Source organism: Aquimarina amphilecti, assembly GCF_900109375.1.
In the GTDB taxonomy this organism is placed as follows: Bacteria; Bacteroidota; Bacteroidia; order Flavobacteriales; family Flavobacteriaceae; genus Aquimarina; species Aquimarina amphilecti.
Map to the genome: position 1 here is coordinate 134064 of NZ_FOAB01000010.1, position 26783 is coordinate 160846.

27 protein-coding genes are annotated in these 26783 nt (G+C 31.0%); 16 read left to right on the forward strand and 11 right to left on the reverse strand.

Annotated elements, in window-relative coordinates:
* Positions 1-66 precede the first annotated feature (66 nt).
* Positions 67-867: a class I SAM-dependent methyltransferase gene (locus BMY33_RS21620; protein WP_091412385.1), complete on the reverse strand. Its 801-nt coding sequence runs from the start codon at positions 865-867 to the stop codon at positions 67-69.
* Positions 868-1053: 186 nt separating this feature from the next.
* On the opposite strand from BMY33_RS21620, the gene BMY33_RS21625 reads away from it, so the two are divergent.
* The 9 genes from BMY33_RS21625 (at position 1054) to BMY33_RS21665 (ending at position 8874) form a co-directional block, all read left to right on the forward strand.
* Positions 1054-2442 carry an ATP-binding protein gene (locus tag BMY33_RS21625; protein ID WP_091412459.1) on the forward strand — a complete coding sequence of 463 codons (1389 nt, stop codon included), beginning with the start codon at positions 1054-1056 and terminating at the stop codon, positions 2440-2442.
* 8 nt (positions 2443-2450) lie between these two features.
* Positions 2451-3287, forward strand: a complete 837-nt coding sequence (locus tag BMY33_RS21630) for an aldo/keto reductase (protein WP_091412386.1) — start codon at positions 2451-2453, stop codon at positions 3285-3287.
* A 22-nt stretch (positions 3288-3309) separates the two neighbouring features.
* The gene (locus BMY33_RS21635; RefSeq protein WP_091412388.1) at positions 3310-4974 is read left to right on the forward strand and encodes a response regulator; all 1665 of its coding nucleotides are present in this window, start codon (positions 3310-3312) and stop codon (positions 4972-4974) included.
* Position 4975: 1 nt separating this feature from the next.
* Positions 4976-5257 carry a UBP-type zinc finger domain-containing protein gene (locus BMY33_RS21640; protein WP_091412390.1) on the forward strand — a complete coding sequence of 94 codons (282 nt, stop codon included), beginning with the start codon at positions 4976-4978 and terminating at the stop codon, positions 5255-5257.
* A 401-nt stretch (positions 5258-5658) separates the two neighbouring features.
* Positions 5659-6132: a hypothetical protein gene (locus BMY33_RS21645; protein ID WP_091412391.1), complete on the forward strand. Its 474-nt coding sequence runs from the start codon at positions 5659-5661 to the stop codon at positions 6130-6132.
* A gap of 28 nt (positions 6133-6160) precedes the next feature.
* The gene (locus BMY33_RS21650) at positions 6161-6532 is read left to right on the forward strand and encodes a DoxX family membrane protein (protein ID WP_091412393.1); all 372 of its coding nucleotides are present in this window, start codon (positions 6161-6163) and stop codon (positions 6530-6532) included.
* 467 nt (positions 6533-6999) lie between these two features.
* Entirely contained in the window at positions 7000-7548 is a 549-nt protein-coding gene (locus BMY33_RS21655) for a carboxymuconolactone decarboxylase family protein (protein ID WP_091412394.1), read from the forward strand.
* A 120-nt stretch (positions 7549-7668) separates the two neighbouring features.
* A complete protein-coding gene (locus BMY33_RS21660; RefSeq protein WP_091412396.1) occupies positions 7669-8037 on the forward strand; it encodes a cupredoxin domain-containing protein in 369 nt (122 codons plus the stop codon).
* A 129-nt stretch (positions 8038-8166) separates the two neighbouring features.
* Positions 8167-8874, forward strand: coding sequence for a hypothetical protein (locus BMY33_RS21665; protein ID WP_091412397.1), 708 nt, complete (start codon positions 8167-8169; stop codon positions 8872-8874).
* 26 nt (positions 8875-8900) lie between these two features.
* Here BMY33_RS21665 and BMY33_RS21670 read toward each other — a convergent pair whose 3' ends face one another.
* Positions 8901-10064: an MFS transporter gene (locus BMY33_RS21670; protein WP_091412399.1), complete on the reverse strand. Its 1164-nt coding sequence runs from the start codon at positions 10062-10064 to the stop codon at positions 8901-8903.
* A 137-nt stretch (positions 10065-10201) separates the two neighbouring features.
* On the opposite strand from BMY33_RS21670, the gene BMY33_RS21675 reads away from it, so the two are divergent.
* Positions 10202-11050 carry an AraC family transcriptional regulator gene (locus tag BMY33_RS21675; RefSeq protein ID WP_091412401.1) on the forward strand — a complete coding sequence of 283 codons (849 nt, stop codon included), beginning with the start codon at positions 10202-10204 and terminating at the stop codon, positions 11048-11050.
* A 5-nt stretch (positions 11051-11055) separates the two neighbouring features.
* Here the strand turns inward: BMY33_RS21675 and kynU are convergent, their stop codons facing one another.
* The gene (kynU, locus tag BMY33_RS21680; protein WP_091412403.1) at positions 11056-12342 is read right to left on the reverse strand and encodes a kynureninase; all 1287 of its coding nucleotides are present in this window, start codon (positions 12340-12342) and stop codon (positions 11056-11058) included.
* A gap of 207 nt (positions 12343-12549) precedes the next feature.
* On the opposite strand from kynU, the gene BMY33_RS23630 reads away from it, so the two are divergent.
* A complete protein-coding gene (locus tag BMY33_RS23630; RefSeq protein ID WP_159092130.1) occupies positions 12550-12699 on the forward strand; it encodes a hypothetical protein in 150 nt (49 codons plus the stop codon).
* Positions 12700-12762: 63 nt separating this feature from the next.
* On the opposite strand, the gene BMY33_RS21685 is transcribed toward BMY33_RS23630, so the two are convergent.
* Positions 12763-13578, reverse strand: a complete 816-nt coding sequence (locus BMY33_RS21685) for a PDDEXK family nuclease (protein WP_091412404.1) — start codon at positions 13576-13578, stop codon at positions 12763-12765.
* Positions 13578-14180 (reverse strand): RNA polymerase sigma factor, encoded by a 603-nt coding sequence (locus BMY33_RS21690; RefSeq protein ID WP_244543076.1) that lies wholly within the window; start codon positions 14178-14180, stop codon positions 13578-13580. Before BMY33_RS21690 ends, BMY33_RS21685 begins: the two co-directional genes overlap by 1 nt.
* 90 nt (positions 14181-14270) lie before the next feature.
* Between BMY33_RS21690 and BMY33_RS21695 the strand changes: the two genes are divergently transcribed.
* From BMY33_RS21695 to BMY33_RS21715, 5 genes are all read left to right on the forward strand, one after another.
* Positions 14271-14711 (forward strand): hypothetical protein, encoded by a 441-nt coding sequence (locus tag BMY33_RS21695; RefSeq protein ID WP_091412406.1) that lies wholly within the window; start codon positions 14271-14273, stop codon positions 14709-14711.
* 14 nt (positions 14712-14725) lie between these two features.
* A complete protein-coding gene (locus BMY33_RS21700) occupies positions 14726-17449 on the forward strand; it encodes a CHAT domain-containing protein (RefSeq protein ID WP_091412408.1) in 2724 nt (907 codons plus the stop codon).
* A gap of 131 nt (positions 17450-17580) precedes the next feature.
* Positions 17581-18768, forward strand: a complete 1188-nt coding sequence (locus BMY33_RS21705; protein WP_091412410.1) for a T9SS type A sorting domain-containing protein — start codon at positions 17581-17583, stop codon at positions 18766-18768.
* A 90-nt stretch (positions 18769-18858) separates the two neighbouring features.
* Complete coding sequence (locus BMY33_RS21710) at positions 18859-19077, forward strand: hypothetical protein (protein ID WP_159092129.1); 219 nt, start codon at positions 18859-18861, stop codon at positions 19075-19077.
* Positions 19078-19218: 141 nt separating this feature from the next.
* Positions 19219-19860, forward strand: coding sequence for an O-methyltransferase (locus tag BMY33_RS21715; RefSeq protein WP_091412414.1), 642 nt, complete (start codon positions 19219-19221; stop codon positions 19858-19860).
* A 67-nt stretch (positions 19861-19927) separates the two neighbouring features.
* Here BMY33_RS21715 and BMY33_RS21720 read toward each other — a convergent pair whose 3' ends face one another.
* The 6 genes from BMY33_RS21720 to BMY33_RS21745 all read right to left on the reverse strand — a co-directional run bounded on the left by BMY33_RS21720 (position 19928) and on the right by BMY33_RS21745 (position 26764).
* On the reverse strand, positions 19928-21421 hold the full coding sequence (locus BMY33_RS21720; RefSeq protein ID WP_091412415.1) for a S8 family peptidase: 1494 nt from the start codon (positions 21419-21421) through the stop codon (positions 19928-19930).
* A gap of 331 nt (positions 21422-21752) precedes the next feature.
* Entirely contained in the window at positions 21753-22046 is a 294-nt protein-coding gene (locus tag BMY33_RS21725) for a Sec-independent protein translocase subunit TatA/TatB (protein WP_091412417.1), read from the reverse strand.
* 88 nt (positions 22047-22134) lie between these two features.
* Positions 22135-24447 carry a M1 family metallopeptidase gene (locus tag BMY33_RS21730; protein ID WP_091412419.1) on the reverse strand — a complete coding sequence of 771 codons (2313 nt, stop codon included), beginning with the start codon at positions 24445-24447 and terminating at the stop codon, positions 22135-22137.
* A 61-nt stretch (positions 24448-24508) separates the two neighbouring features.
* Positions 24509-25015 carry a DUF6702 family protein gene (locus BMY33_RS21735; RefSeq protein WP_091412420.1) on the reverse strand — a complete coding sequence of 169 codons (507 nt, stop codon included), beginning with the start codon at positions 25013-25015 and terminating at the stop codon, positions 24509-24511.
* Between the two features lie 87 nt (positions 25016-25102).
* The gene (locus BMY33_RS21740) at positions 25103-25861 is read right to left on the reverse strand and encodes a peptidase associated/transthyretin-like domain-containing protein (RefSeq protein ID WP_091412422.1); all 759 of its coding nucleotides are present in this window, start codon (positions 25859-25861) and stop codon (positions 25103-25105) included.
* Positions 25862-25981: 120 nt separating this feature from the next.
* Positions 25982-26764: a carboxypeptidase-like regulatory domain-containing protein gene (locus BMY33_RS21745; RefSeq protein WP_170837149.1), complete on the reverse strand. Its 783-nt coding sequence runs from the start codon at positions 26762-26764 to the stop codon at positions 25982-25984.
* Positions 26765-26783: the final 19 nt, after the last annotated feature.

A 26783-nucleotide genomic window follows, 5' to 3' on the forward strand; every position in this document is an offset into this window, starting at 1 on the left:
TTTTCAACTTAGAGCTTATACAACATTAAAACCTTTAACAAATGTAAAAAAATTATCAATGAATTGTTACCTAAAAGCTTTAATCGCAAATAGTAGTGGAAATAATTTATCGGAAGTTTCAAACATTCCATTATCTTTTTTAATTAAGTCAGGAAAAATATCATACGGAGATTCATCATATTCTTTTAGGTATTCTATTGTTAATCCTGCTTCAGACAAAGATGAAACCACTTCTCCTAATCCATGATTCCAACCGTATTCTTTACTAATCATCTTAGAATTCATATCTGCATATGTCCCTTCATATTCCTCATAGATTACCTCTTTTTGGTTATATCCATATTTAATTGTAGGAATCCCTTCTAAATAATCAAACATCCAAACAATAGGATGGAACTCTACCATATAAAAAACACCTCCTTTTTTCAACCTCTCGGCAATCATTTTACCCCACGATTTCAAATCGGGTAACCAACCAATAACACCATAACTTGTAAATACAATATCAAACTGTTCATTTATATAATTAGAAGTATCTAAAACGTTGCAAATCAAAAAATTAGCATCCAGATTTAGTTCACTATTTAATTGTTTCGCTAATTTAATTCCTTTTTCAGAAAGGTCAATCCCAGTACATTTTGCTCCCATCCTACTCCAACTTAATGTATCCTGACCAAAATGGCACTGCAGATGTAATAATGATTTCCCTGAAACGTCTCCTAAAGCTTCTAACTCATACTTTTTCAAAGAATTATTACCTTTTTTAAAAGATTCTAAATCATAAAAATCACTGGAAGCATGAATTCCTACTTTTTGATCCCATGTTGTTTTATTTGTTGTAAAATATTTTTGTAATTCGTGAGACATCACCTTTCTTATTTAATAGTTTTTAAATATAATAAATCATTCTGATCTTCATTATAATAAGATCTTCATAAATAAAACTGAATAATCCATATTCGGTTTAATAGAGTACAAACTTTATAAAAACCTTAAGAGTTCTTATATGTAAAGATATTGGAAAGAGGTTTTTTATTGCCTAATTTTAGAGTAATGAAATTGAGTATAGAAAATCTTCAACAAGTTCAGGAGTTTATTCAAATTCCAGACGATCAATTACAATGGCTACTAAATAAGGCTTATGTAAAAAAGCTAAAGAAAGGAGCATATTTATTTCAGAAAGGAGACCCTATTGATAAACTATTCATCGTTCTAGAGGGAAAAATCGAAATCAAAGTAGAACAGAACGGAAACTACAAACACGTAGCACTTATGGACACTAATGAAATAGGTGGTTTACTTCCTTTTTCTAGAGCAAGTTCTGCGCTTGGTTTTGGTGAAGTCATTGAAGACACTAAAGTTTTGACTCTTGAAAAAATCTTATTTAAAGAAATGATCTCTAATCATTATGAACTTACAGAAGTGTTAGTACATAAAATGACCTCGAGAGTTAGAGAATTTACTAAAGATAATGTACAAGCAGAAAAAATGATGTCCTTAGGTAAATTATCCGCAGGATTAGCCCACGAACTTAATAATCCCGCTTCTGCCATGGTACGAAGTGCCAAAGCTCTTAAGGTACACTTAAGCAATGTCCCTGAAAAATTTAAAAGGGTAGTTTCTATTAGAATGGGAGATCAGGAAATTGACACTATTAATAAACTTCTTTTTGATAAACTGAATAATCGCCCAGAAAATAACATGAAGCTAACTGAGCGCAATGAAAAAGAAGATGAATTAGAAGAATGGTTAGAAGATCATGGCGTCGATGAAGCATATGAATTGACAGAGACACTATTAGATTTTTGTATGGATATAGAAGCTATGGAGAATATTTATAATGTTACAGGTCAAAAAAACTTTCCTAATGCAATTGAGTGGGTTGAAAATGTACTTACTACAGAAAAAATGGTAGATGAAATTGCTGAAGCTTCTAATAGGATATCTAGCTTGGTACATTCTATAAAAAGTTATACTCATATGGATCGAGCTCCAGAAAAAACACCTACCGATATCCATATTGGAATAAAAAGCACACTTACTATGCTTAATCACAAGCTTAAAAAGAAAAATATTTCCGTAGAAAAAGATTTTCAAAATCATCTCCCCAAAGTAAAAATATTTGTTAGCGAAATAAATCAGGTATGGACAAACTTAATTGATAATGCAGTTGACGCTATGGATCATTCTGGGGTATTAAAAATTAAAACGTATAAAGATCAAAATTTCTTAAAAACTGAAATTATTGATAATGGAAAAGGAATTCCTGAAGAAAACCTGAATATTATCTTTGACCCCTTTTATACCACAAAAGCTATTGGAGAAGGAACAGGTATGGGGCTTGAAGTAGTTCAAAGAATAATAAACCAACATCACGGTGATATTACTGTGAAATCTAAAAAAGGAGAAACAAGATTTACTGTTTGTATACCTCTCACTTAACTAAACTTATGAAAACGATAACAGATATAAAAGGAACATTTAAATTACATAACGGAATCGATATGCCTTACTTCGGTCTTGGTGTATACTTATCAGATAATGATAAAGAAGTTATTGATGCCGTACAATGGGCACTAGATGAAGGATATCGTCATATAGATACTGCAAGTATTTATAAGAATGAAGAAGGTGTTGGAAAAGCTATTCGCAATAGTCATGTTCCTCGAGAAGAAGTTTTTGTAGTCAGTAAGGTATGGAATGCTGATCAAGGTTATAAATCTACTCTAAAAGCATTTGAAGAAAGTCTTAAACGATTACAGTTAGACTACCTCGATTTATATCTTATTCACTGGCCAGTAAAGGGAAAATATAATGAAACTTGGAAAGCTTTAGAGAAATTATACACAGATGGACGTATAAAGGCTATTGGAGTAAGTAATTTTTTGCAACATCATCTGCAAAATCTTATGCAAACATCAGAAATAAAACCGATGGTAAATCAAATGGAGTTTCACCCATATCTTGTGCAGCAAGATCTAATTGAATTTTGCGAGAAACATGATATACAATATGAGGCTTGGTCTCCAATGATGCAAGGAAAAATTTTTGAATTATCTATTTTAGATGATTTAGCAAAAAAATATGAAAAGACGGTTGCTCAGATTGTTCTAAGATGGAATTTACAAAAAGGAGTAGTTACCATTCCTAAATCCTCTAAAAAACAACGAATTATTGACAACTCCAATCTTTTTGACTTTGAACTTTCTAAAGAAGATGTAAACTATATAGATGCTTTAGAAAAAAATCAAAGATTAGGGCCAGATCCAGATAATTTTAATTTTTAGTTTGTTTTAAAATGTAACAGTGATGAAAAAACCTATCATATTTGCTCTCGATGATGATCCACAAGTATTACGTGCGGTAACCAGAGATTTAAAATCGGAATATCGCAAAGAATATCGTGTAATGAGTACTGAATCTGCTAATGATGCTTTAGAGGCCTTAGAAGATTTAAAGAAAAAAAATGAGATTGTTGCATTATTTCTGGTCGATCAAAGAATGCCAGAAATGCTTGGAGTAGAATTTTTAAAACAAGCGAAAAAACTTTTCCCAGATGCTAAGAAAGTATTATTAACCGCCTATTCAGACACAGAAGCTGCTATTAAAGCAATCAATGATGTACAGCTAGACTATTACCTTACGAAACCATGGAATCCACCAGAAGAAAAACTATATCCAACTATAAATGACTTATTAGATACTTGGTTAGTAAACTTTCAACCAGAATTTGATGGAATAAAAGTAATTGGTTATCAATATTCTCCAAAATCCCACGATATAAAAGATTTCCTATCAGGAAATCTATTTCCATTCCAGTGGTTAGATGTAGAAACTAGCGACAAGGCAAAGGAAATTATTGAACTTTATCAGCTTACCGCAAAAGATCTTCCTGTGATTTCACTACAAGACGGTAGTTGTTATAAAAACCCTGATATAATTGAACTGGCAACTGCACTTGGCTTGAATGCTCATCCAAAAGACAATTTGTATGATGTAGTAATTATTGGTGCTGGTCCATCTGGATTAGCAGCTGCAGTTTATGGAGGTTCAGAAGGCTTAAAAACATTATTAATTGAAAAACACGCGCCAGGAGGTCAGGCAGGAACTAGTTCCAGAATAGAGAACTATCTTGGGTTTCCGAATGGATTAAGTGGTCAAGAGCTCACACATCGCGCTATTACACAAGCAAAGCGATTTGGCATAGAGTTTTTATCCCCAAGAGAAGTTACTTCTATAACCGAAAAAGATGGTTACAAAAGTATATCCCTAGCCAATGGAGAATGTATTAGAACAAAAAGTGTAGTGATCACCACTGGAGTCAATTATAGAAAACTTGAAGCACACGGCATTGAGGATTATACGGGAGCTGGTATTTATTATGGTTCATCAATGACAGAAGCACAAGCTTGCTCCGATAAAGAGGTTTATATAGTAGGAGGCGGTAATTCTGCAGGTCAATCAGCAGTTTATCTATCTAAATTTGCAAAAAACGTTTACATTACTGTACGTAAAAAAGATCTTACAACTAGTATGTCTAGTTACCTCATCGATCAAATTGATGCAATTGATAACATCACATTATTAGGCTATACAAATGTCACAAAAGCTACTGGAGAAAACAATAGACTTACTGCCTTAGAACTTACCCACAGTAAAACCTCGGAAAGTAAATTCGTAGATGCAGATGCTTTATTTATTTTTATCGGTGCTAAACCTTATACAGACTGGATTGCATTAGATATTATCAAAAACGAACGTGGTTTTATTGAAACTGGTCGTGACTTGAATCGCTATAATAATTTCAAAAAAATCTGGAAAAAAGACCGTGAGCCCTTTTTATTGGAGACCTGTAGTCCTGGTATTTTTGCATCTGGTGATGTAAGAGCTGGCGCCATGAACAGAGTTGCATCTGCTGTTGGAGAAGGAGCCATGGCAATAAAATTTGTACACGAATATTTAGCCGAAATGTAATATGGGATTTAAAACCAAAATTTGTGAGCATTTAGAAAATTTTGACTCACAAAACATCAAAAAAGATAATACTCATGAATGTGCTATTTGTATACAAAATGGAGATAACTGGTTACATTTAAGAACTTGTCAAGAATGCGGGATTACTTTATGCTGCGATTCTTCACCTAATAAACATGCAAGTTCACACGCAATAAAACACAAACATCACGTAATAGTTTCAGCTGAACCAAATGAAAATTGGGCCTGGTGCTATGAACATAAATCCCTTATTCAGTTTTAAAATCAGAAGTCTAATTAACGATTATCCTTTCTTCATTTTCAATATACATATCGGAATAATTAGATTTTTTATAACATATTTTGTTCTTATTAATCATTAAATTTGTACAAAATTTCCAAATGGATATTAACTTCTATTTGTTTTAATACTATTCTAATTTACAGATAGTTGACCTTAAACAAAATATTGATTTGTAATTTTATTAAACCAATAGCGACCAATACGATATATAGTTGAAAATAATAATATTTTCTTTTGATTTATCTAAATATTTGAATAGAAATATTGACAATATTTAAGGAAAAAATGACCTTTTAATCTATATGTTTTTGCCCCAACTTTGTAGTACATTTGATAGTTTATCAAGCACGAAAGTTATTTCGAGTAAAAAACATTTCATTATGAAGACTTTTAGCAATTACATATCAATAATTATAACATTAATTTTCTTCACAGTTTCTTTTTCCGGTTATATGCAAGAAAAAACATATAAAACTCAATTAGAAACTATATACCTAAAAAACACCAAAGAAATAGTTTACAAAAACACTTTTAGCAATTATAATGATGATTTGATTGCTTCAAACGAAATAAAATTCAAAAAAGAAATAAAAAAATATAGGGGAAAAAAGAGTTCATTGTTTTTCACTTCCAATAAAAACAACATAGAGTTAGTTACCGCTTCTTATCTGAAAATCATACGAAAAGCAGCAAACAGAAGTAGAAATGCGGAAGCATTTAAGGTTTTCTTGATCAACAATTTACCACAATTGTCTCATCAGTTTACTGTCGATGACAACCTTGAAGAATTGTATTTTCTTTCTAGAAAGGATACCTTTAATGGAAGAATAGACGCCTTACCCAGTGTTCTATAATAACTAACGCAAACTCTAACATATCAAAATGAAAAAGGCCTTACCTCTGGTATTAAGGATAATTGTCGCTATTATCCTTATACAAACCCTTAGATTTAAGTTTACTGGACATCCTGATAGTGTCTATATTTTTTCTAAAGTTGGTTTAGAACCGTACGGAAGAATCGCTACTGGAATTGTTGAACTAATCGCAGGGGTTTTAATACTAATTCCTAAAACAGTTTGGATAGGTGCTACTATAACTCTAGGTGTTATTGGTGGTGCTATTTTTATGCACGTTACAAAACTTGGAATTGAAATCAACAATGATGGAGGTGTTCTTTTTACAACTGCGTTGCTAACATTTATTCTTAGTGGTGTCATACTATGGATAAAACGGAAAGAAGTAAAATTCTTTTAGAATAAAAACATACAATATTATACTAAAAAAACCTCCTTACCGGGAGGTTTTTTTATTTAGGGAAAAATCGACAACTAGTAGGGAAAAACAAACATTCTAAGAGCTTCTTTATTACTTCATCTTTGTACTGTTAATTTAAAACAATATAAAAAATGATAGTTAATAATAAATCCATATTTAATTTAATAGAGATTTTCCGTCAAGGGAAAAGAAAAATTGTAAACACTCTAAATGCGAAAGCACATTGTGATCAAAGAAGTCATCACGATTTTTATTGTGATGTAGAAAGACCCTTTATAAGCACTCAAAAATAGAGTAAGGGAAAAATTGACAAGTAGTTGGGAAAAACTACCATTTCAAAGTCCTCAATCTCGCAGCATCTTTGCATTGTCAAGTTAAAAGACTATTTAAAAACAAAATATAAACTCATTCTGAAATAACTTCAGAATACTAAAAAAAATAAAATCATGGCAACATTTAATGTACCAACAAGAGAAGAAGTAAATACTACAAATCAAGGAATTTTTGACAACCTTAATAGCGCACTAGGTTTTGTTCCTAACTTATATGCAACATACGCTCATAGTGAAACTGCATTGGAAAATTATTTAAACCTTTCTAATGCAAAAACATCATTAAAAGCGAAAGAAAAAGAAGTTGTTAACCTTGCAGTTAGCCAAGTAAACAACTGTACTTACTGTTTATCAGCTCATACCGCAATTGGAAAAATGAACGGATTTACTGATGAGCAAATATTAGAGTTAAGAGCAGGACATGCTTCTTTTGATAACAAATTAGATGCATTAGCAAAACTTGCTAAGAATATTACTGAAAATAGAGGACGTACAGACCAAGATGTGGTAGATAATTTCTTAGCTGCAGGATACGACAAAGGAAACTTAGTAGACACTATTGTATTAGTAGGAGATAAAACTATTTCTAACTACATCCATAGCACCACTCAAGTTCCAGTTGATTTCCCAGTAGCAGAACCTTTGGAAACTGCGACAGTATAAATCATCAACCACCAATAAATATATTTAAAGATTCTGAGGAAAAATAATGACTACAAAGACATCTTTTTTCCTCAGAAAAATCAAAAATAATTTCAACAATAATCATAAACATTAAAAATCATGAAAAAGTTAATCACATTATTCACATTTATTTTCGCAATTACACTAAGTACATCTGCTCAGGAAGTTAAAACAGTTTCTTTAGAGCAAACAAAAGGAGAGTTCACTCAGAAACAAATTACATTATCAGAAGGTAGTTATGTTTTTAATATATCTAATAATAATTCTGGAACAGATGTTGGTTTTGTACTAGTACCAGCTGGTAAGGATGCTTCAGATCCTAAAAATCATATCCAGGAAGCTTATGTAACAAAAGTAGTTGCCGAAGGTAAAACAGAAAATTCTAAGACAGTAACATTACAAAAAGGAGAGTATAATTATTTCTGCCCTCTAAATAAGACTCCACAATACAAATTGATTGTAAAGTAGTCATCCAAAAAATAGTTTAAAAAAGCTTCCGTAACTGGAAGCTTTTTATGTTTTATAAATACCTAAAACCGTGTTAATTCAATTCATCACGGTTTTTGTTTTTTTATTTTAGCCAAAAAATCTCTCAAAATGAAAAATGTAATTGGCATATTCCTATTTTCTATATTAGTTTTTGCTTGTAAACAAGAGTCCAAAAAACAATATGAGTATGAAGATGATGTAGAAAAAACTGAAACAATTCAGAATAAAATACCAACTACAGCTGAAGCAATTGCTAATGCCAATGGTTTTGAAAATTGGAAAAAAGTGAAAGAAATAAAATTCACTTTCAATGTAGATCGTGATAGTAGTCATTATGAGCGCTCTTGGACCTGGAAGCCTAAAAAAAACGAAATTATCTTAACCACTGCTGAAGATACTATTGCCTATAACAGAGCTAACATAGATAGTACTGCATTAAAAGCGGATCAAGGTTTTATTAATGACAAATATTGGTTATTAGCTCCATTCAATTTAGTGTGGGATCAAAATAGTTTTACATCAGAACACCAGCTTAAAGCAATTGCTCCAATAAGCTCCAAAGAAATGCAAAAGTTAACTATAGTTTACAAAAACGAAGGTGGGTATACTCCGGGTGATGCATATGATTTTTATTTCGAAGGTGATTTTAAAGTAAAGGAATGGGTATTTCGTGAAAAGAATAAAAAAGAACCTTCATTAATTACAACCTGGGAAGATTATAACGATTTCAACGGAATCAAAATTGCAAAAACACATAATAAAAATGAAGGTAATTGGAAACTTCATTTTACGGACATTGAGGTTGTAACTGAATAATCTTAAAATCACTCTTTATTTAGTAACTATTTAATCACTCGTTTTGAAATAAGCAGTGTAACAGTTAGCGCAATTATTGTTGCGATTAACAACGCTATAAAACTTAGTTTTAAACTTCCAATTTTAGATAAAAATCCTAAAAAAGGAGGACTAATTAAAAAACCAAGGTAACCAAATCCAGCTACGAAAGAAATTCCTTTTGCAGAAGAAACTCCTTTGACTTTTCCTGCTAATCTAAATAATTCAGGAATAATAACGGAGAAACCTAAGCCTACTAATCCAAATCCAATTATCGTTAGATTTAATGAAACACTTAATACTGCTAAAAACCCAAATGCGCTAACTAAAGATCCTCCAATAATTATCGCAAACGATCCAAAATGTTTACTAACCGCGTCACCAAAAAAACGTCCTAATGTCATCATTAAGGAAAAAGCAACAAAACCAAATCCAGAAATTTTTTCTGAAGATATTTTTACCACATCCTGTATATAAAGCTTGCTCCAATGTTCTATTGCTCCTTCACTACCCATAACCAAAAATGCAATAATAGTAAGTCCTAAAAGAGGTTTGATAAGCTGTAAATCAAAACTTTTTTCAGAACGTTCTTCTTCTTTTCCTTTAATAGTTAAATATTGCTTACATACTATAGAATTAGTAATGATTACAAATACAGCAGCACATAACATATGCATCAATGGAATCTCAAAATATGTGATCAGAAAACCACCTATACCAGCACCAATGACTCCTCCTAAACTAAAAAAACCATGGGAAGCCGACATAATATGTACATTATCTTCTTGTTCAATTTCGGATACCAATGCATTCATAGCAATATCTGTTAAACAAGCAAATAATCCAACCACAAACAAAACAACACAAAGTAATGTATAACTCGAGGCTGCAATTGGCATTAGAAATAATATAGAGAAAATCGTGATTCCGGTAATCGTAGTTTTTCCAACGCCAAGTTTTCTAATAATTAAAGAGGAAATAGGAATCATTGTTAACGTACCTAAAGCAAAACAAAATAGAGCTATTCCTAATTGTGCATCATCAATTAATAGCTTTGTTCTAATTCTAGGTATATATAATACCCAAGTGCCTGTCATTATATTAAGTGAAGCAAAGACCCAAGCTGGTCCAAAATATCTTAGTTTAGTAAGAATAAGGTATAAAGAATTCAATTCGTGATATTTAAACAATTAATTTCCTATCAAAATTAACTACAAAAAAAAGCTTTAGATAACACAAAATATTCTATCACTATATCGATTTATTCTAAAAATAACCTATTAATACATAAAAATGATAATTTTGTTATATGAAACCTTCGTATGAGCAAATTTATCTAGAACAATCCAAATCATTAAAAATAGAAAGTTATACCAAAGACTCTCTTTGTCATGAAATAAATTGGCATTTACATCCTGAATATGAAATCGTTTTTATTAAAAATGGAAATGGTATTATTCAGGTAGAATCGCATCTTCAAAATTATACAGATGGATTACTTATTTTTCTGAGTCCAAATATGCCTCACATGCCCTTTGGTAATAAGGATCTAAAAGATAATGTAGAAGTAGTAATACAGTTTAATGAAAGTTTTATTAAAGAAAAGTTATATCATTTTCCGGAATTCTCCGGAATTCTAAACTTTATTAGAAAGTTACCTAAAGGCTGTATTTTTTCTAAAGATATCAAAGAGGAATTATCAGAATATTTTTTAAGACTATCTGATCAAAATAATACTGAAAAATTATTAAACTTTATTGGCATTCTATACCGTCTTTCTATTTCCGAAAATTATAGATCAATTATAAAATCAAATCGTCTAGAAATTGACAAAACTTCATTACCAAGAATATCAAAAGTTTTTGAATATGTAAATAAAAATTACGCTAGGAAGATTAAGTCAGAGACTATAGCTAAAGAATTAGGGTTGACTACAAATTCATTTTGTAGAATGTTTAAATCATCTACCGGTAAAAATTTTATTAGTTTTTTAAATGAATTTAGAATCAAAAAATCTCAAGAACTTTTTGACAACAGTAATATGTCTATTTCAGAAGTACTCTATCAATGTGGATTTAATGATCCTTCTTATTTCTGCAAACTATTTAAAAAACAAACCGGAATCTCGCCTTCATCTTATATTAAGGGATTAAAGTGAACATATCAACCCACACTCTTCTGTAATATACCTTTTTTAAGAATTTGACCAAATTCGTACATATCTTGATAGGAACAATAAAAAGGAGCTGGAGCTAATCTAATTACATTAGGTTCTCGCCAATCTGTAATTACTCCATTTTTCATCAAGTAATCAAATAGTTTTCTTCCTTCTCCATGTAAAAAAACAGAAAGCTGTGTTCCTCTTTCTTCTTGACTGGAAGGAGTTATTATTTCGAAAGTGCTTTCAACTTCTGCATCAATAGATTTTAATACGAACTCTAAGTAAGCTACAATAAGATTACGCTTCTTAATAAGCGCATCCATTCCAACCTCATCAAACAATTCCAAGGAGGCTAAATAAGGCGCTAATGACAGAATAGGAGCATTACTTAATTGCCATGCATCCGCATTGGGCATTGGCTCAAACTCTGGTTTCATTAAAAACCTAGATTCTCTTTTAGTTCCCCACCAACCTTCAAAACGAGGAATATCCTTTTTGTTATGAAATCTTTCGTGAACAAAACATCCTGACGCATTTCCAGGACCACTATTCATATATTTATAACTACACCAAGATGCAAAATCAACATTCCAGTCATGGAGTTTCAATTCTATATTACCAGCTCCGTGTGCAAGATCCCAACCAACAAAAGCTCCAACATCGTGACCCACTTTAGTAATTGTTTTCATATCAAAAACTTGACCTGTGTAATAATTAACACCACCAATTAAAATCAATGCGCACTCATCTCCTACTGATTTGATTGTAGACAGTATATCCTCTAATCTAAAGTTGTGTTCCCCTTTTCGTTTTTTAATTTCTACAATAGCATCATCTGGATCATACCCATGAAATCGAACCTGACTCTGTAACATATACTGATCACTGGGAAATGCCTTTTCTTCGCATATAATTTTATATCGTTTTCCCTGAGGACGATAAAATGAAACCATAAGCAGATGAAGATTTACCGTTAGTGTATTCATTACGGTTATCTCAGAAGATTTAGCTCCTACTATTTTACTCAATGGCTTTGCCATACGCTCATGATAGTCCCACCAAGGTTTATCTGCATAAAAATGGCCTTCAACAGCAAGTTCCGCCCAATCATTCATCACTTCATCAACATACTTCTTTGTGTTTTTAGGTTGAAGTCCTAAAGAATTCCCTGTAAAGTATATAACTTCTTTTCCATCAACTTTAGGAAAAAGAAACTGTTCTCTATAAGATTTTAAAGAATCTTGTTGATCGAGCTTTTGAGCAAATTCTTTACTGTTTTCAAATTGCATTTTTGAGTTTTGATTCAAAAATACAGATTAGAAATGAGATTATATAATGTTTTAAAAACCTGTTAAAAATATTGGGGAAATTACCGCTTATCACTATCTTCATAGAAAACCGTAAATTCCCCACGCAAATCGCGAAAAAACAGACACAAATCCTGAGTGTCTCTAAATGTTCGGGTACATACAAAATCATCTTAAACTCATATTCGAATGAAAGAATTAAAAAAATTAGACGGTGTACAGGAAATTAGTAAAAAAGTTCAAAAAAATGTAAATGGCGGACATTGTCCTCCTTGCGGTCCTGGAGAATGTGGACAAATTATTTTCCCCGGACCAGACTGGTTTTGTGCACCTTGCTAATAGCAAGTAAAAAAAATATATTGCTAAAATATAGAATAAGTACTGCAGTAGTTTTTAGATAAACTACTGCATTTTTTTTAATAGAACTTTTGCTTTATTAAAGTTGTAATTTTGCTCATCTAAAAGAATATTTTCTAAAATTAGTATTGCCCTATCTTCATTATCTTGTTTTAGATATACTAATGCTTTATACCAATATCCTTTTGATTGATCAACAGCATCAGAACTTATTAATCTATCAAAATAAGAAATTGCTTCTTCATATTTATTTAATTCCAATGCAGAAAGTCCAACATATACAAGTACTGATGGTGATGTTTGATCGTTATTTTCTACATAGTTTTTAAACAAACTATAACTTTCTTGATATTTCTTTTGCTCGAACATTTTTTGTCCTTCTGCCAACTGATTTTCATCACTTCTGCTGGTAAGCGATGGCAAATCTTTCCATCTACTATGCTCCACATACAAATCTCGTGTTGAATTATTTGAATTGAAAGTATACAAAATTACAATTAATGCGATCGAAGCAGCTGCAAGTATTGGCAAAAACAATCTATTATTAAAAAAAGAAAACCTATTTCCTTTTTGATAATTAATTTGGGCTTGAGCTATAGTATTTTTTAATTTTTTAGCTTCAGTACTTCTAAAATAAGTTTCTACTTCTTTTACTTCTTCTTCACTTGGTATAAAAGATTCATTGATCCATACTGATTCATCAGTTAAAGCAAACAACTCTTGATGTATCCTGAATTCGTGTAATAATTCAGGATTATTCTTTAATGATTGTTCAAACAGTGCTTTTTCTTCTATAGAAAGTTCATCTCTGAGATACGCATCGATTTGATCATGATATATTGAGTGGTGGTTAGCGTCCATTATGATATCAATTTTTTAAATCGTTTATCGGATTTAACACTTTCTATAAGCTTTGCTTTACACTTAAACACACGTTGTCTCGCAACCGTTTCTGAAGAATATGATAATTGACTAACGATTTCCGCATAAGATACTTTTTTAAGAAATAAGGTTAATACCTGTTTGCAATTATCCGATAGTTTTTCTAATTTCTCTTTAAAAAGTTCCCACCGTTCTTGTTCAAGTAAAGCATATGCCATATCCGATTCTTCACTTACCAGTTCCTTTACTTCGGTATTTGTTACCCGTTTTCTTTTATTTAATTCTCTTCTCCATAAATTTTTACAAGCTGTAAATATATACGCTTCAAACGTGGAATTAATATCTTGTAGTGCTCGACATTTAATTCTAGCAGAAATCTGCATCAAAACTTTTTGAAAAATATCTTCTGCATCTACTTCTTGCCCTTTATTACTAAGAACAAAACCTAAGACTTTAGGAAAAAAAGAGATGTAAATTTCTGTTATCACTCTTTCATCTGAGTTCAGAATTCCCCGTATAAAATATCTATTTTCTGGCATTAATATTGTTGCTATTGAATCCCAAAACTGGATGGGTAACAAAACTAACAATTTTGAACTATAGTTTGAAAACTAATTATCATAAGGTTTTCAAAACAAATAAATATTAATATTTTTAAACAAACTATCATAATGAAAAAAATTGTAAGTATATTATTAATTAGTACTCTTCTATTTCTTTTTCAAAATTGTTCTTATGATGAACTTGAAGTTTTTGATGAGAATCCTAAATTGACTGAAGAATTTAACGTAAAAATGGGATCTAATACTTCTGATTCGGATCCTTTTATAGAAGGTTGTGAAATTGAATATACATTCAGTAACCCAAATTTAACCCCTTCTGAAAAATCAATCATTAGAAATTCATATAGTTTTTATATAGGTATTAAATCAGTTAATGGTAACACAGAAATATGGTATACAGATTGCTCAGATTTTAATGATTATAACAATTTGAATCCTGGCTGCGATATTTATGGATGTTATATTGAAACGTCAGGTTGTCCATCTGGAGGCTGTGGATCAACTCCTCCCGATGACCCTATAGAAGATCCTTTTGGAAGTAATGAGTAAAAGAATATTAACGTATGTCAAAAATTAGCATAAAATTGAATAAAAAATATTTCCTAATAGTTTTTTTATCACTTTCTATTCTATTATGCAATGCTCAAAAATTGTCAACACCATCTTCTCTATACTATGATATTATCAATAATGATAATGGTAATGAAGATAAAATACTAGCTATTGAACAATCTTTAAACAAACTTTTTGATAATAAAGATTTTCTGCAATACGGTATTGATTTAACTGCTTTTTCATTTTGGCTGTATCAAAATGGGTATTTAAATAAAGCTATTTCTAAATCTGAAAAAGCAGTTAAATTTTATGAAACATATACTCCACAAGACACAAATTTTTATTTAAAGAACCTTTATTTATTAGGAAGGCTTTACGCAAAGGATCAAAATTACTCTTACTCTAATCATACGTACTTTAAAATTATTAAAGAAAAACACACAAAAACAACTATTGGAGAAGTATATCAAAACATTGCTAAAAATTATAATGCCGAAGGTAATTACCATACAGCTACCTCTTATTTTCAAAAAGCAATTAAAGAATTCAAAAAAGAAAATAAATATCAAAAATTGTTTAGTACTACAATATCACTATCCCAAAATTATCACAAAATCCTGGATGACAGTAGTATTAAAAAAGGAATAGAAAATTTAAAAAACTTAGATTCTCTAAAGAATAAAATCGATTTTAATGAATACCAAAAATATTTAATAAATGAAACCCTGGGAAATCTTCATAATTATGAGAATCTTTTTGAGCCAGATACTTGTCTCCCTTATTACAACAAAGCTTTATCCATTGCTAAAGAACTAGAAATCAACCAATCAATCTCTATAATTTACAATAACATTGGTCACATTTATCGTGAAATAGATAATGAAACCGCATTAAACTATTTTAGGGAAGCTCTAAAATATTCTAAAAAAAATGATATTGATAATGCCCGTTCCCTATATAGTATTGGTCTTACACATTTAGATCAAAAAAATTATAGCGAAGCTTATAACTATTTTGAAAGTTCTCTAAATAAATTAAAACCGAAAAAAAACAGACACATACCTTTAGAAGAATTGATTATTACTATAAATGATAAAAACTTAGGGGTAGCACTTTTAAAAGATATAGGAATTACCCTAATCAAAAAATACAGTACTTCTGAAAAATCAAAAGATGTTTTAGAAACCGCTTTGGTTTATTTAAAACAAGCAGACAGACTAATAGATTTAATAAAGGTAGAAAGTACTCACAAAGAATCTAAGTTATTTTGGAGAAAAAAAGCATCTGATCTTTATATTAATTTAGTAAAGATTTATTATTTACTTGACAAACCAAAATCCGCATATCATTATTTAGAGAAAAACAAAGCATTATTGCTACTTGAAGATTTAACCGAGGAGCGTTCTAAAACATTCTTCAATATTCCTGATAGTATCTTAAAACAGGAGCAAAAATTAAAACGAAAAATCGCCAAGACTCAAAATAATCTTAAGGCATCCAAAAAAGATGATTATAAGTTAACTTCTCTTTTTGATATTAAAGAGGAATATCAACTATTTATGGATTCTTTAGAATATAAACACCCAACCTATTATAGATACAAAAATAACGCTAAAATTTTATCTTTTGAGAAGGTTATTATTGAAGCAAAAACTAAAAACACCACATTCCTTCATTATATTCTTAACGATGAATCTGGATTTGGATTAGCTATTTCTGAAAATAAACAAATATTATATGAAATAGATAGTATTTCTTTGGTTCATGATCAAATAAATAAATACAAAAAACTGATTTCTAAACCATTTAACTCAAAAAAGGAAAAAAAAGAATTTGCTACTATTAGCAAAGAATTATATTTTAAACTTTTACCGGATACCATATTTAAAGACAATAACAGCAATCTTATTATTGTTCCAGATCAAAACTTACAAAGCCTTCCGTTTGAAACATTAATGAAAAAAGAAGGAAAGTACTTAATAGAGGATTATCATATAAGTTATGCATATTCCATTTCTTTTCTAGAGCAAAATAAACAGCTAAAAAGATCATATCATAAAGAATTTTTAGGCTTTGCTCCTATAAACTATAAGAATAACCTGCCGACTCTTACTAAAAGTAACAAAGAAATAAATAGAGTAGCAAAAAAATTCGATAATGACATATTATTAGAAGAAAATGCTTCATTACAAAACTTATTAAACGCTCTACCTAATTATAAAATTATTCATCTTTCTACTCACGCCAATGCGAATGACTCCATTACGCCTTGGATAGCTACCAGCACCAAAAACATTACGTTAAACGATATTTATAGCACTAAAAACAATGCAGAACTGGTAATCTTAAGTGCCTGCAATACTTCTATCGGAAAATTACAAAAAGGAGAGGGTGTTATGAGTCTTGCCAGAGGTTTTTTTAATACCGGAGCTAATAGTGTGGTCTCTACTTTATGGAAAGCAGATGATCAATCTACACAAGAAATTATTACTGATTTCTACACATATCTAAGAAATGGTATATCTAAATCAGAAGCCCTACGACAAGCAAAACTCACCTATCTTAAAAAACACTCTTTAAGTGAAGCTTCTCCTTACTACTGGTCTTCACTGGTTCTTATAGGAAATCCTGAACCTATGTATTCTTCTATAAACTCTTGGTTTGTACTTATTGGAATCCTAATTTCTTCTCTTTTCGTATTTCTTCTTTACAAAAGAATTTCAAAAAAATAATTTTTTCTGGGTAACAGAATTTTTCTTCTTGAACTACTTCATATAAAGCAAAATATTGCAAATACACACTTGTTTTCGAAAAAGGGTTAATTCCATACTCAGAAACATTAATTTTTTAAAACAAATACATTATGAAAAAAAGTTTATTACTTCTATTCTTATTATCTATTGCTATGAGCGTTTATGCTCAAAGGCCTAATTTATCTGGATCATCGATTACCTGCGCAGTTACTCAAAAATACACAGTTGAAAATGTCACATGCTTTATTAAAATTAAAGATGTTATTATATCCGGAAATGGATTCTATAGACCTCATCCATTTGACAAATACTCTTTTTATGTAGATTGGATTAATCTTACTAATCAGGATTTGAACTCACTATTAACTGTAGAATATGAGTACTACCAACGAAATTTCGGCTCTTCTGGTGGAACAATTCAAGGTAATCCGCTTTGTAGTTCTACAAAAAAAAATAATAGTTTAGTAAAGCAAATCATCATAAAAGGTGATCCCGTTGGGATCCCAAATCCAGTACAGAATGGACTATCTAGTTCATTCCCAAAAAAGCATACATTCTCCACATCTGCATCCAATGCTTCAAAATATATCTGGAATATTCAAGGAGGTATTATAATAGGTTGTAATACTTGTAGCTCTATACAAGTTCAGGCAAATCCTGGTGTATGTACTATTACAGGAACAGTTATAGCAGAAAACTTTTGTGGTAGAAGATCTAATCTAGTAAGCTTTAACAAAACGATAACCAGACCTTCTGCGATAAGTAATATTAGCGGGCCAACATATGTGGGTGCTTATGGAGACTTTAAAACATATAGCGTTTCGCCAAATGCTAATGCAACTTCTTACAGGTGGTATTTTGCTCAAGGTTCTCAATTTTTGGGAAGTTCTAAATCCAACATAATAAGTGTATTCTGTAACACAAACAACACTACTGCAACTACTTTATACGTGGTAGCGCAAAACTCCTGTGGTCAATCAAGTGTTAAAGGGAAAGCTATCACTGGTGGTATTGATCCTCCTTACAAAAGTGCTGTTTCTAATCAACAATCCGGCTGGAAAAACATCAATAAAGTAACAGTGGTTAATAATCAGGAAAATGAAATTATTGTCCTTGTTCCTGATTATCAAAACACTAAAAATCTAGAAATATACAGCCTATCTGGAAAAATGATAAAAAGCTTTACTCCTAGAGAAATTGAAAACAAGATCGACACATCATCCTTAACATCTGGGATATATATTCTTATTGCTAAAACCACTACTCAAAAAGAAAGCATCAAGTTTCATTTGAAATAAAGGCATACAAAAAACTCATTCGCGAAGAGGAGACAGAAAACTCGAATGTCTATAAATGATCGAGAAATCATAATTCATAAATCAAATATTATGTTACAAAACATGTTAAAATTAGAAGGTGTAAACAAATTAAAAAAGAATGATCAAAAAAGGATTTTTGGGGGATTAAGTTTAGCCGGAGCTGATCAAACGTATAACTGCACTTGTAAAAATCAAAATGTTGATTGGACACAACAAGCAGGAAGTGCATCTGAGGCAGCTGAGTCTATTTCATCAAAATGTGATGATGGACAAGGTGCTTGTTGGTAATATTCATTTAGCTATTCTTAATATAGCTATATAGAAACAATCCTATTATTTATTGCTGATTCTCTAACCAAAGTCGAGAATCAGCAATAATTACATTCTAAAACAGTACAAAACCCTTAGCTTTGCAAAAAATAGAAAGCTATGCACTTCATTCCAGAAGCATTAGATACATATGTAGTGAACCATACAGAACAAGAACCGGAATTACTACAAAAACTAACACGAGAAACCTATCAAAAGATATTGCAACCACGTATGCTAAGTGGACCATACCAAGGTCGCGTATTAAGTATACTTTCTAAATTAATTAACCCAAAATATATTTTAGAGATTGGCACCTATACTGGTTACTCAGCGTTATGTTTAGCAGAAGGAATGAAAAAAACTGGTGCACTACATACTATAGATGTCAATGAAGAATTAGAAGATTTTCAACGAAAGTATTTTGATCTTTCTTCTTGTGGTGATCGAATACATCAACATATAGGGAATGCTACTGAGATTATTCCAAATCTAGATATGAAATTTGATTTGGTATTTATTGATGCAGATAAACCAAACTATCCGACTTATTTTAATTTAATTATCGATAAAATGAACCCTGGAGGTGTTATTTTATCTGATAATGTTCTTTGGAGTGGTAAAGTTATAGAGAAAGTAAAAGAAGATGACCTCTCTACAAAGGCTCTCTTAGCATATAATAAAGTATTAGTAGAAGATAATCGTATAGAAACAGTATTACTACCAATTAGAGATGGATTAACAATTAGTCGAGTACTATAAAAAAAGTGGAACCAATTAAGATTCCACTTTTCAGATGTATTAGTAACTACAATTGCTAATTCATTAATTATTGCACTGCTTTTAGTGCGTCGATATTACCATAACCAAATTTACTATTTCGGTTAGGATAAAATTCTCCAGCTCTTTTTAACTTATCCAATACTTGTGCTCTAGACATATTAGGATTACGTGACCAAACTAATGCTGCAATACCTGCTGTCATAGCTGTTGCTACAGAAGATCCACCAACATAAGATTGCGAACCATTATTAAATCCTAATACAGGCACAGTTCTGCTAGTATTACTAGCTCTTTGCATAATTATAGTAAAATCAATTTTACTACCATCATGACAAATATCACAACGATTATATCCATTATCTTTCAATCCTGTTACTGCTACTGTTTCGCTCATACTTGCTGGGAATATGACACCGTACCAATTCGTAAAAGTAGTGGAAGTTCCACCGGCAGCCATGATCATTTTACCTTTCCCATATGCATATTTTACAGCATCTTTTACATTACCAATTGACCAAGGATACCCAACTGACATTGAAATTATTTTAACATCGCTTCTATTCCCTAATGCTTTTAACGCATTACTTACACCTTTACGCTCGTGATAATCGTTTAAAACCACATCTTCAGTACCTCTATACGCTACCAAATTAGAATTGTACGCCACACCAACCGGCATAAAATCATTATTACGTGGTGAAGCTATAGCAGATGCCATCTGAGTTCCGTGACCACACTTATCGTTAGGCCCATCAACATTATTTGACCACCACCAAGGAGAGTCGATAAATGTTCCAAAACGTTGTACAGATCTTCCATTGGAAGCTCCATCATTAAATCCATTTCCTAAAAGGTTTTGATTAGCTGACAAGCCCGTATCTATAAGCCCAACAGTAATTCCAGCTCCAGTACTAAGACTCCAAGCATCATCAATATTATGATTTTTATAGTTCCAAGGTAATCTAGCATTAGGAGAGATCACGCTATAATCTCCACTATTGATCGATTGTCCACTTTGACTGCAACCAGCAGACTTTTGTTGTACTTCTTCCTTAAGGTAAAATCCGTATCCATTTGGTTCTAGGTAACGAATATTATCCATTGCAAGTAATTCTTGTATTGTTTCTAATTTAGTTATTTGCAGATCTAAAACGTTCAATACCTCATCTTCTGCAATTTGAAAGTTAGAACGTTTCACTCCTTCAGTCTTCTGGACGGTTCCATAAATTTCTTCTATGATGCTATTTAATCTTGAAGATCGTTGTGTTCCATCAATAAAGCTTTCTCCTTTTTCTCCAAAACCTATTGTTAAGACTTCGCTTCCGTGCATTACAGCACTGTACAACATGTGTGCTGATGCATCTTTAGACCAATCTAAATCACCATTTTGTTTCAGTTGTGTTTCGATAAAGGAATTGATCTCTTTGATAGATAGAATTTTCTGAGAGTCTAAACTTTCGTCAATAATTTCTGCAGGATCATTTTTTGAACAAGATACAACAAGGAGTAACCCTAAAATTAGAGGAATAATTTTTTTCATTTTAGTATAAGATTAATGAGTTTGTGTGTTAATGATTTTTTAAGATCTAAATTTTCTCAAAAACATCAAATAATTATCATTTAGTTAATTTCCGTACTAATTTATTAAATAAAATTTAAATATTAACACTTTATATTGAAAGAATCTTAAAAAAAATCTCGTTCCTATGCTTGCATAACACTAAAAATAAGTGCTAAATACCAATGTTTATAAGGGTTTTACAGAAAAAGACTACAGAATGAGTTATACCTAAAAAAAGTACATGTTTTATACATTTAATTTAAAAACAAGGGCTTTTTTTATGGAAGTGATAAAAATTTAAGTAGTGAAATTAGAATTTACGTTTCACCGGACCTGTGACATCATCGATATCTTTTTTAACTTGATTTATTTCTTTCTTGATGTCTGAAGTAATAGAAGAAGGAATATCTGTATCGATACCATGTTTTTCCGCACTTTTAGTTATTTCGGATTTGATATCGTTTGTAGCATCTTTTACGATACGCATACCTTTACCTAAACCACGAGCGATCTCTGGTATTTTATCTGCTCCAAAAACCATAACCAGAATAAATACTATAAAGGCTATTTCGGTCCCGCTAATAAATAATGGTAATCCTATCATATCATTGCAAATATAGCTACAATAATGTACACAAAAAAGCCGTTCGCGATCACGAACGGCTTTAATTTATAATTTAAAGGTTTTTTAACTATTGTCCTTTTACCTTATTTTTAAACTTATCAAACTTTCCTAATTTTTTATTCTTAGGCCAGCTATTATTTGAAGTATCTATATCTGCAGTTTCTTGATTAGGGTCTACAACAATTTTAGAAATCGCTTTTTCAGATGCTATTGCTCTTTTTACAGACGCATCATTCTTTCTCCAAATCTCTGCTGGATACGTTATGGTCTCGGTACTTCCATCTTCATATGTATACTCTACTATTAATGGCATTACTAAACCACCTGGTTTCTCAAAAGTAACTTCATAAAAATACTTTGGCTCTTTAAGAACTTCTCTTTCTTCAACAGAAAAGTTATCTATCAAATATTCTTTTAGAGTTTTAGCATTATCAATGATATTACCATTCTTTTTGATCGTTTCGTATTCTTCACTACCTTCTTCTACCATAAATACTAAAGGACCAAAGTCTTCAATCTTAGCTCCTCTTGCTGAAGCAAAATCTTTTGCTCTTTGATTTGGTTCTTTAGAAACAACATATTTCTTAACATCTTTTACACCAATATCAGTATAATCCGTAGTATAAAACCATCCTCTCCAGAACCAGTCTAGATCTACAGCAGATGCATCTTCCATTGTTCTAAAGAAGTCTTCTGGTGTAGGATGTTTAAACATCCATCTTTGAGAGTATGTTCTAAAAGAATAATCAAAAAGATCTCTACCCATAACAGTTTCTCTAAGAATATTTAATCCCGTAGCTGGTTTTGAATATGCATTAGATCCAAATTGATAAATATTATTAGATTGTGACATAATTGGAGAAATAAAACTTTGATCTCCACTCATATAAGGAACAATTTTAGCTGCAGGCCCTCTTCTAGAAGGATATTTTTTAAGAGGTGCAATTGCATCTGGATACCATTCTCCAAAATCTTGTTCAGCTACATATTGTACAAAAGTATTAAGACCTTCATCCATCCAAGTCCATTGACGCTCATCACTATTTACAATCATTGGGAAAAAGTTATGCCCAACTTCGTGGATAATAACACTCATCATTCCAAATTTAGTACGATCACTAAATTTTCCTTTTTTATCAGGTCTTCCATAATTCCAACAAATCATTGGATACTCCATACCTTGATTCTTAGCATGTACAGAAATAGCTTTATGATAAGGATAATCAAAAGTCATTCTACTATAAGATTTCAATGTACTTGCCACAGCTTTAGTTGACCAATCTTCCCATAGAGGATTTCCTTCTTTAGGATACATAGAAACAGCCATAACATCTTTCCCTCCTATTTTTACAGCCATCATGTCCCAGATGAATCTTCTAGAAGTAGCAAATCCAAAATCTCTTACATTTTTTGCACTAAGTTTCCAAGTCTTCTTACTTTCGGAAAAAGTTTTCTCCTTTGCTTCAGCTTCTTTCTGAGTTACAATAAGAACTGGTTTATCGTATGATTTTTTAGCTTTTTCATAACGACTCATCATTTCTTTAGTAAACACTTCTTTTCTATTTACCAATACTCCAGTAGCATCTAAAATATGATCAGAAGGCACTGTGATGTTAACATCGAAATCACCGAATGGAAGTGCGAATTCTCCTCGACCCCAAAATTGATGATTTTGCCATCCTTCTACATCATTATAAACCGCCATTCTTGGATAAAACTGTGCGATAACATATGCTCGATTTCCATCTTCGAATTCTTCATAACCCGATCTACCTCTACCATTAACATGATCGTTAATATTATACCACCAATCTATAGAGAATATAAATTTGCTACCAGATGCTAAGTCTTTCGGCATTTCCACACGCATCATAGTTCCATTAATAGTATACTCTAATGGTTTACCTCCAGCATCTTTAACAGCCGTAATATTAAATCCTCCATCAAACGATTCTCCAAGATATTTCCCTACAAATCTATTTGGTGGATCAGCTGCATCTACTCCAGTTGGTTGAATTAATGGTGTTTTCGATTCTCTAGATCGCATATTCTGATCTAATTGCACCCAAAGAAATTCTAAATTATCCGGAGAATTATTAGTATATGTAATGGTTTCTTTACCTGTAAGCTTTTTGTTTTTATCATCAAGCTCTATATCCATTTTGTAATCTGCTTGTTGCTGATAGTATGCAGAACCTGGAGCTCCAGAAGCAGTTCGATACATATTTGGTGTAGCAAATTCATCATACATTTGCTTAAATTTGTTCTGATTCGTATGTCCCAACTCACGAGTTTCCTCGCTTTTGTTTTCATTTTGAGCATACAATCCTAAACCAGAGACAAAAAACGTAACTGTGAGGATAAAAAGTGTTTTTTTCATTAGAGTGTAATTGTGTTAAGTAATAAATTGCAAAATAGTTGTTTTTTAAAAGTTTAATGATTTATTCACTAAACTTTAACACGCCTTCATCCTTTTCTTTTTCGAGTATAAGACTTTTACGCTTTTTATCCTTTTTAACGTGTATAATATTTTGCTGATCATCAAAGAAATCCATCAAAACTTGATTAGATACTACTATTGTTTTTAAGGCTTCTATATTCTTTATTTCGAGATAACATAACAATAAATCATTATCGTATTCTTTTCCTATAAAATCAAAAAACACCTCTTCTCCATTTACCGTAATTGACAATTTCTGTTTTAAATATGTAGCCAAATATTGATCTACTTTAGTTTCTTCTTTTTCGGAAACTAATTCTATATTCTCATCATATCTTTTTCTAAGAACTTCTTCAATATCATCAATAAAAATTCTTGAAATAATCTGTAGCGATTTTTGTTCTTCTATATATTCTATTTGAGTAACGCTAACATAGAATTTATGTAAAGTAGTAAAAGAACTCAATGAAATTAAGAGTACTGATAGGATAAATAGTAATTTCTTCAATTTAAAATAATTTATAAGATGGTAAATGTACTATTTTGACATAAAATATTGTGCCAAAAATATCTTATTAAATAAAAAAGAAGAGTATCAATCGATTTCTTTAATTTTCTTATAAGACTTTACCTTGACTTGAAAAAACTCTAGCAACGATAGCTTTTTAGTATTCTCTAACAAATTTTCGAAATAACTGTCTTCTGCACAGTAATACATAAAATCAGAAATCAAATCCTCGTTTAACCCTAAATCATTTGTAAAAAAGGTTACACTAAATGAGGTTTCTCCTCTTTGAATTAATCGATCTAGATCCTGAATAGCTTTTATCTTTTTTAACTTCTTCAAAGTTCCATTTAGATAATTAATCGGTCGATCTATAATTCCGGATTTCGCTGTATAAATCTTTCTTTCTATTTGAGTAGGTTGTTTTATATCTCTAAACGGAAGTCCTAAACTACGATTATTAACAAAAGGTTTAATTTCAATACCCTTAGTATCTTTATCTACATTCCCTGAAAGATTAATGTCACTAACATTAACTTGATCTAGTTTTGTGACTATCGGAGTTAATTTTATTTGAAAATTATCGTTACTTATATCTGATTCTACAACTATAAGAGAAACAATATCATACTGAACAGAAGAAAAAATAATTGAATCATTAATTGCTGCAGGGATTTCGAAGTAGCCTTTTTCATCATTAGTAGTCCCAATCTTTTTTGTGTAGTTTACAATATTTATGGCAAATCCTTCCAATGAATCTGCTACAATAGTTCCTTTTAGGTTTTGAGATTGTCCAAAAGTATTAGTTGAAATAAAAAGAAATATAAGAATAGGTAAAATTCTGACCATATGATGAATTAGTTTTATGACCAGATTCGATACGCTCTCAAATAGATAAACTCAGAAACTCCGCCATACTAATTCAAAAGACGAAAGACCACTAAAAATGTTGCGTTATCAAGAAGAAGGTTATTTACGATCTTTATAAACTTTACTTTGAGATACCAAAAACTCGATAAGATTCAACTCATTTCCTTCCTCTAGATATGATTTATCTAATCCATTTTCTTCTGCAAAAAAGATAAAATCATTAATCTGATCCATTTCTAAAGCCAAATTTGTTTTGAAAAACTCATCATTGTACATTTTTCTAACCTTAACATCAATATCAGCTGGAACATTATCCTCACCATTATCTTTATTCTTAAAAACTACTTTAAAAAGGTTCACAAAATTAAGTCCATAAATCATTCTATCCTCCAAAAAAACTTTGTTTTCTAGCTCAGATAATTCATCAGCAGTCCAATCATAATCAGTGTCATTAATTCTATCTGTAGTAAGCTTAGCCACTTCATCTATTCCGCTTTCTGAAACACCAATTTTTTTAACATCAATAGAGACATTTCCTAACAGATCATAAGGCGTAACAATTACCTCCTCCAACAGATTAACGGATTCATTTAAAAAAATATTCAATCGCCTATTATTTAATACACCTTTATCAATTAACACCACGAACTTCTGATATTGCATAGCTATTACTTCTAGCTTATCATTGGTTCCAACACTTATCCTAAAATTACCTTTATCATCTGTGATAGTTCCTTTTTTTGTAGTCAGGTTATAAACAACAACTCCCTCTACATCATCCCCAATGGGTGCGCTAACACGACCATCAATCATAACTCGTGAAGTTATCTGAGCAAAAGAAAAACTAATTGTAAAACATATAAAGAGTAGGGATAATTTCATTTTCATAGTTAGCTGGGTT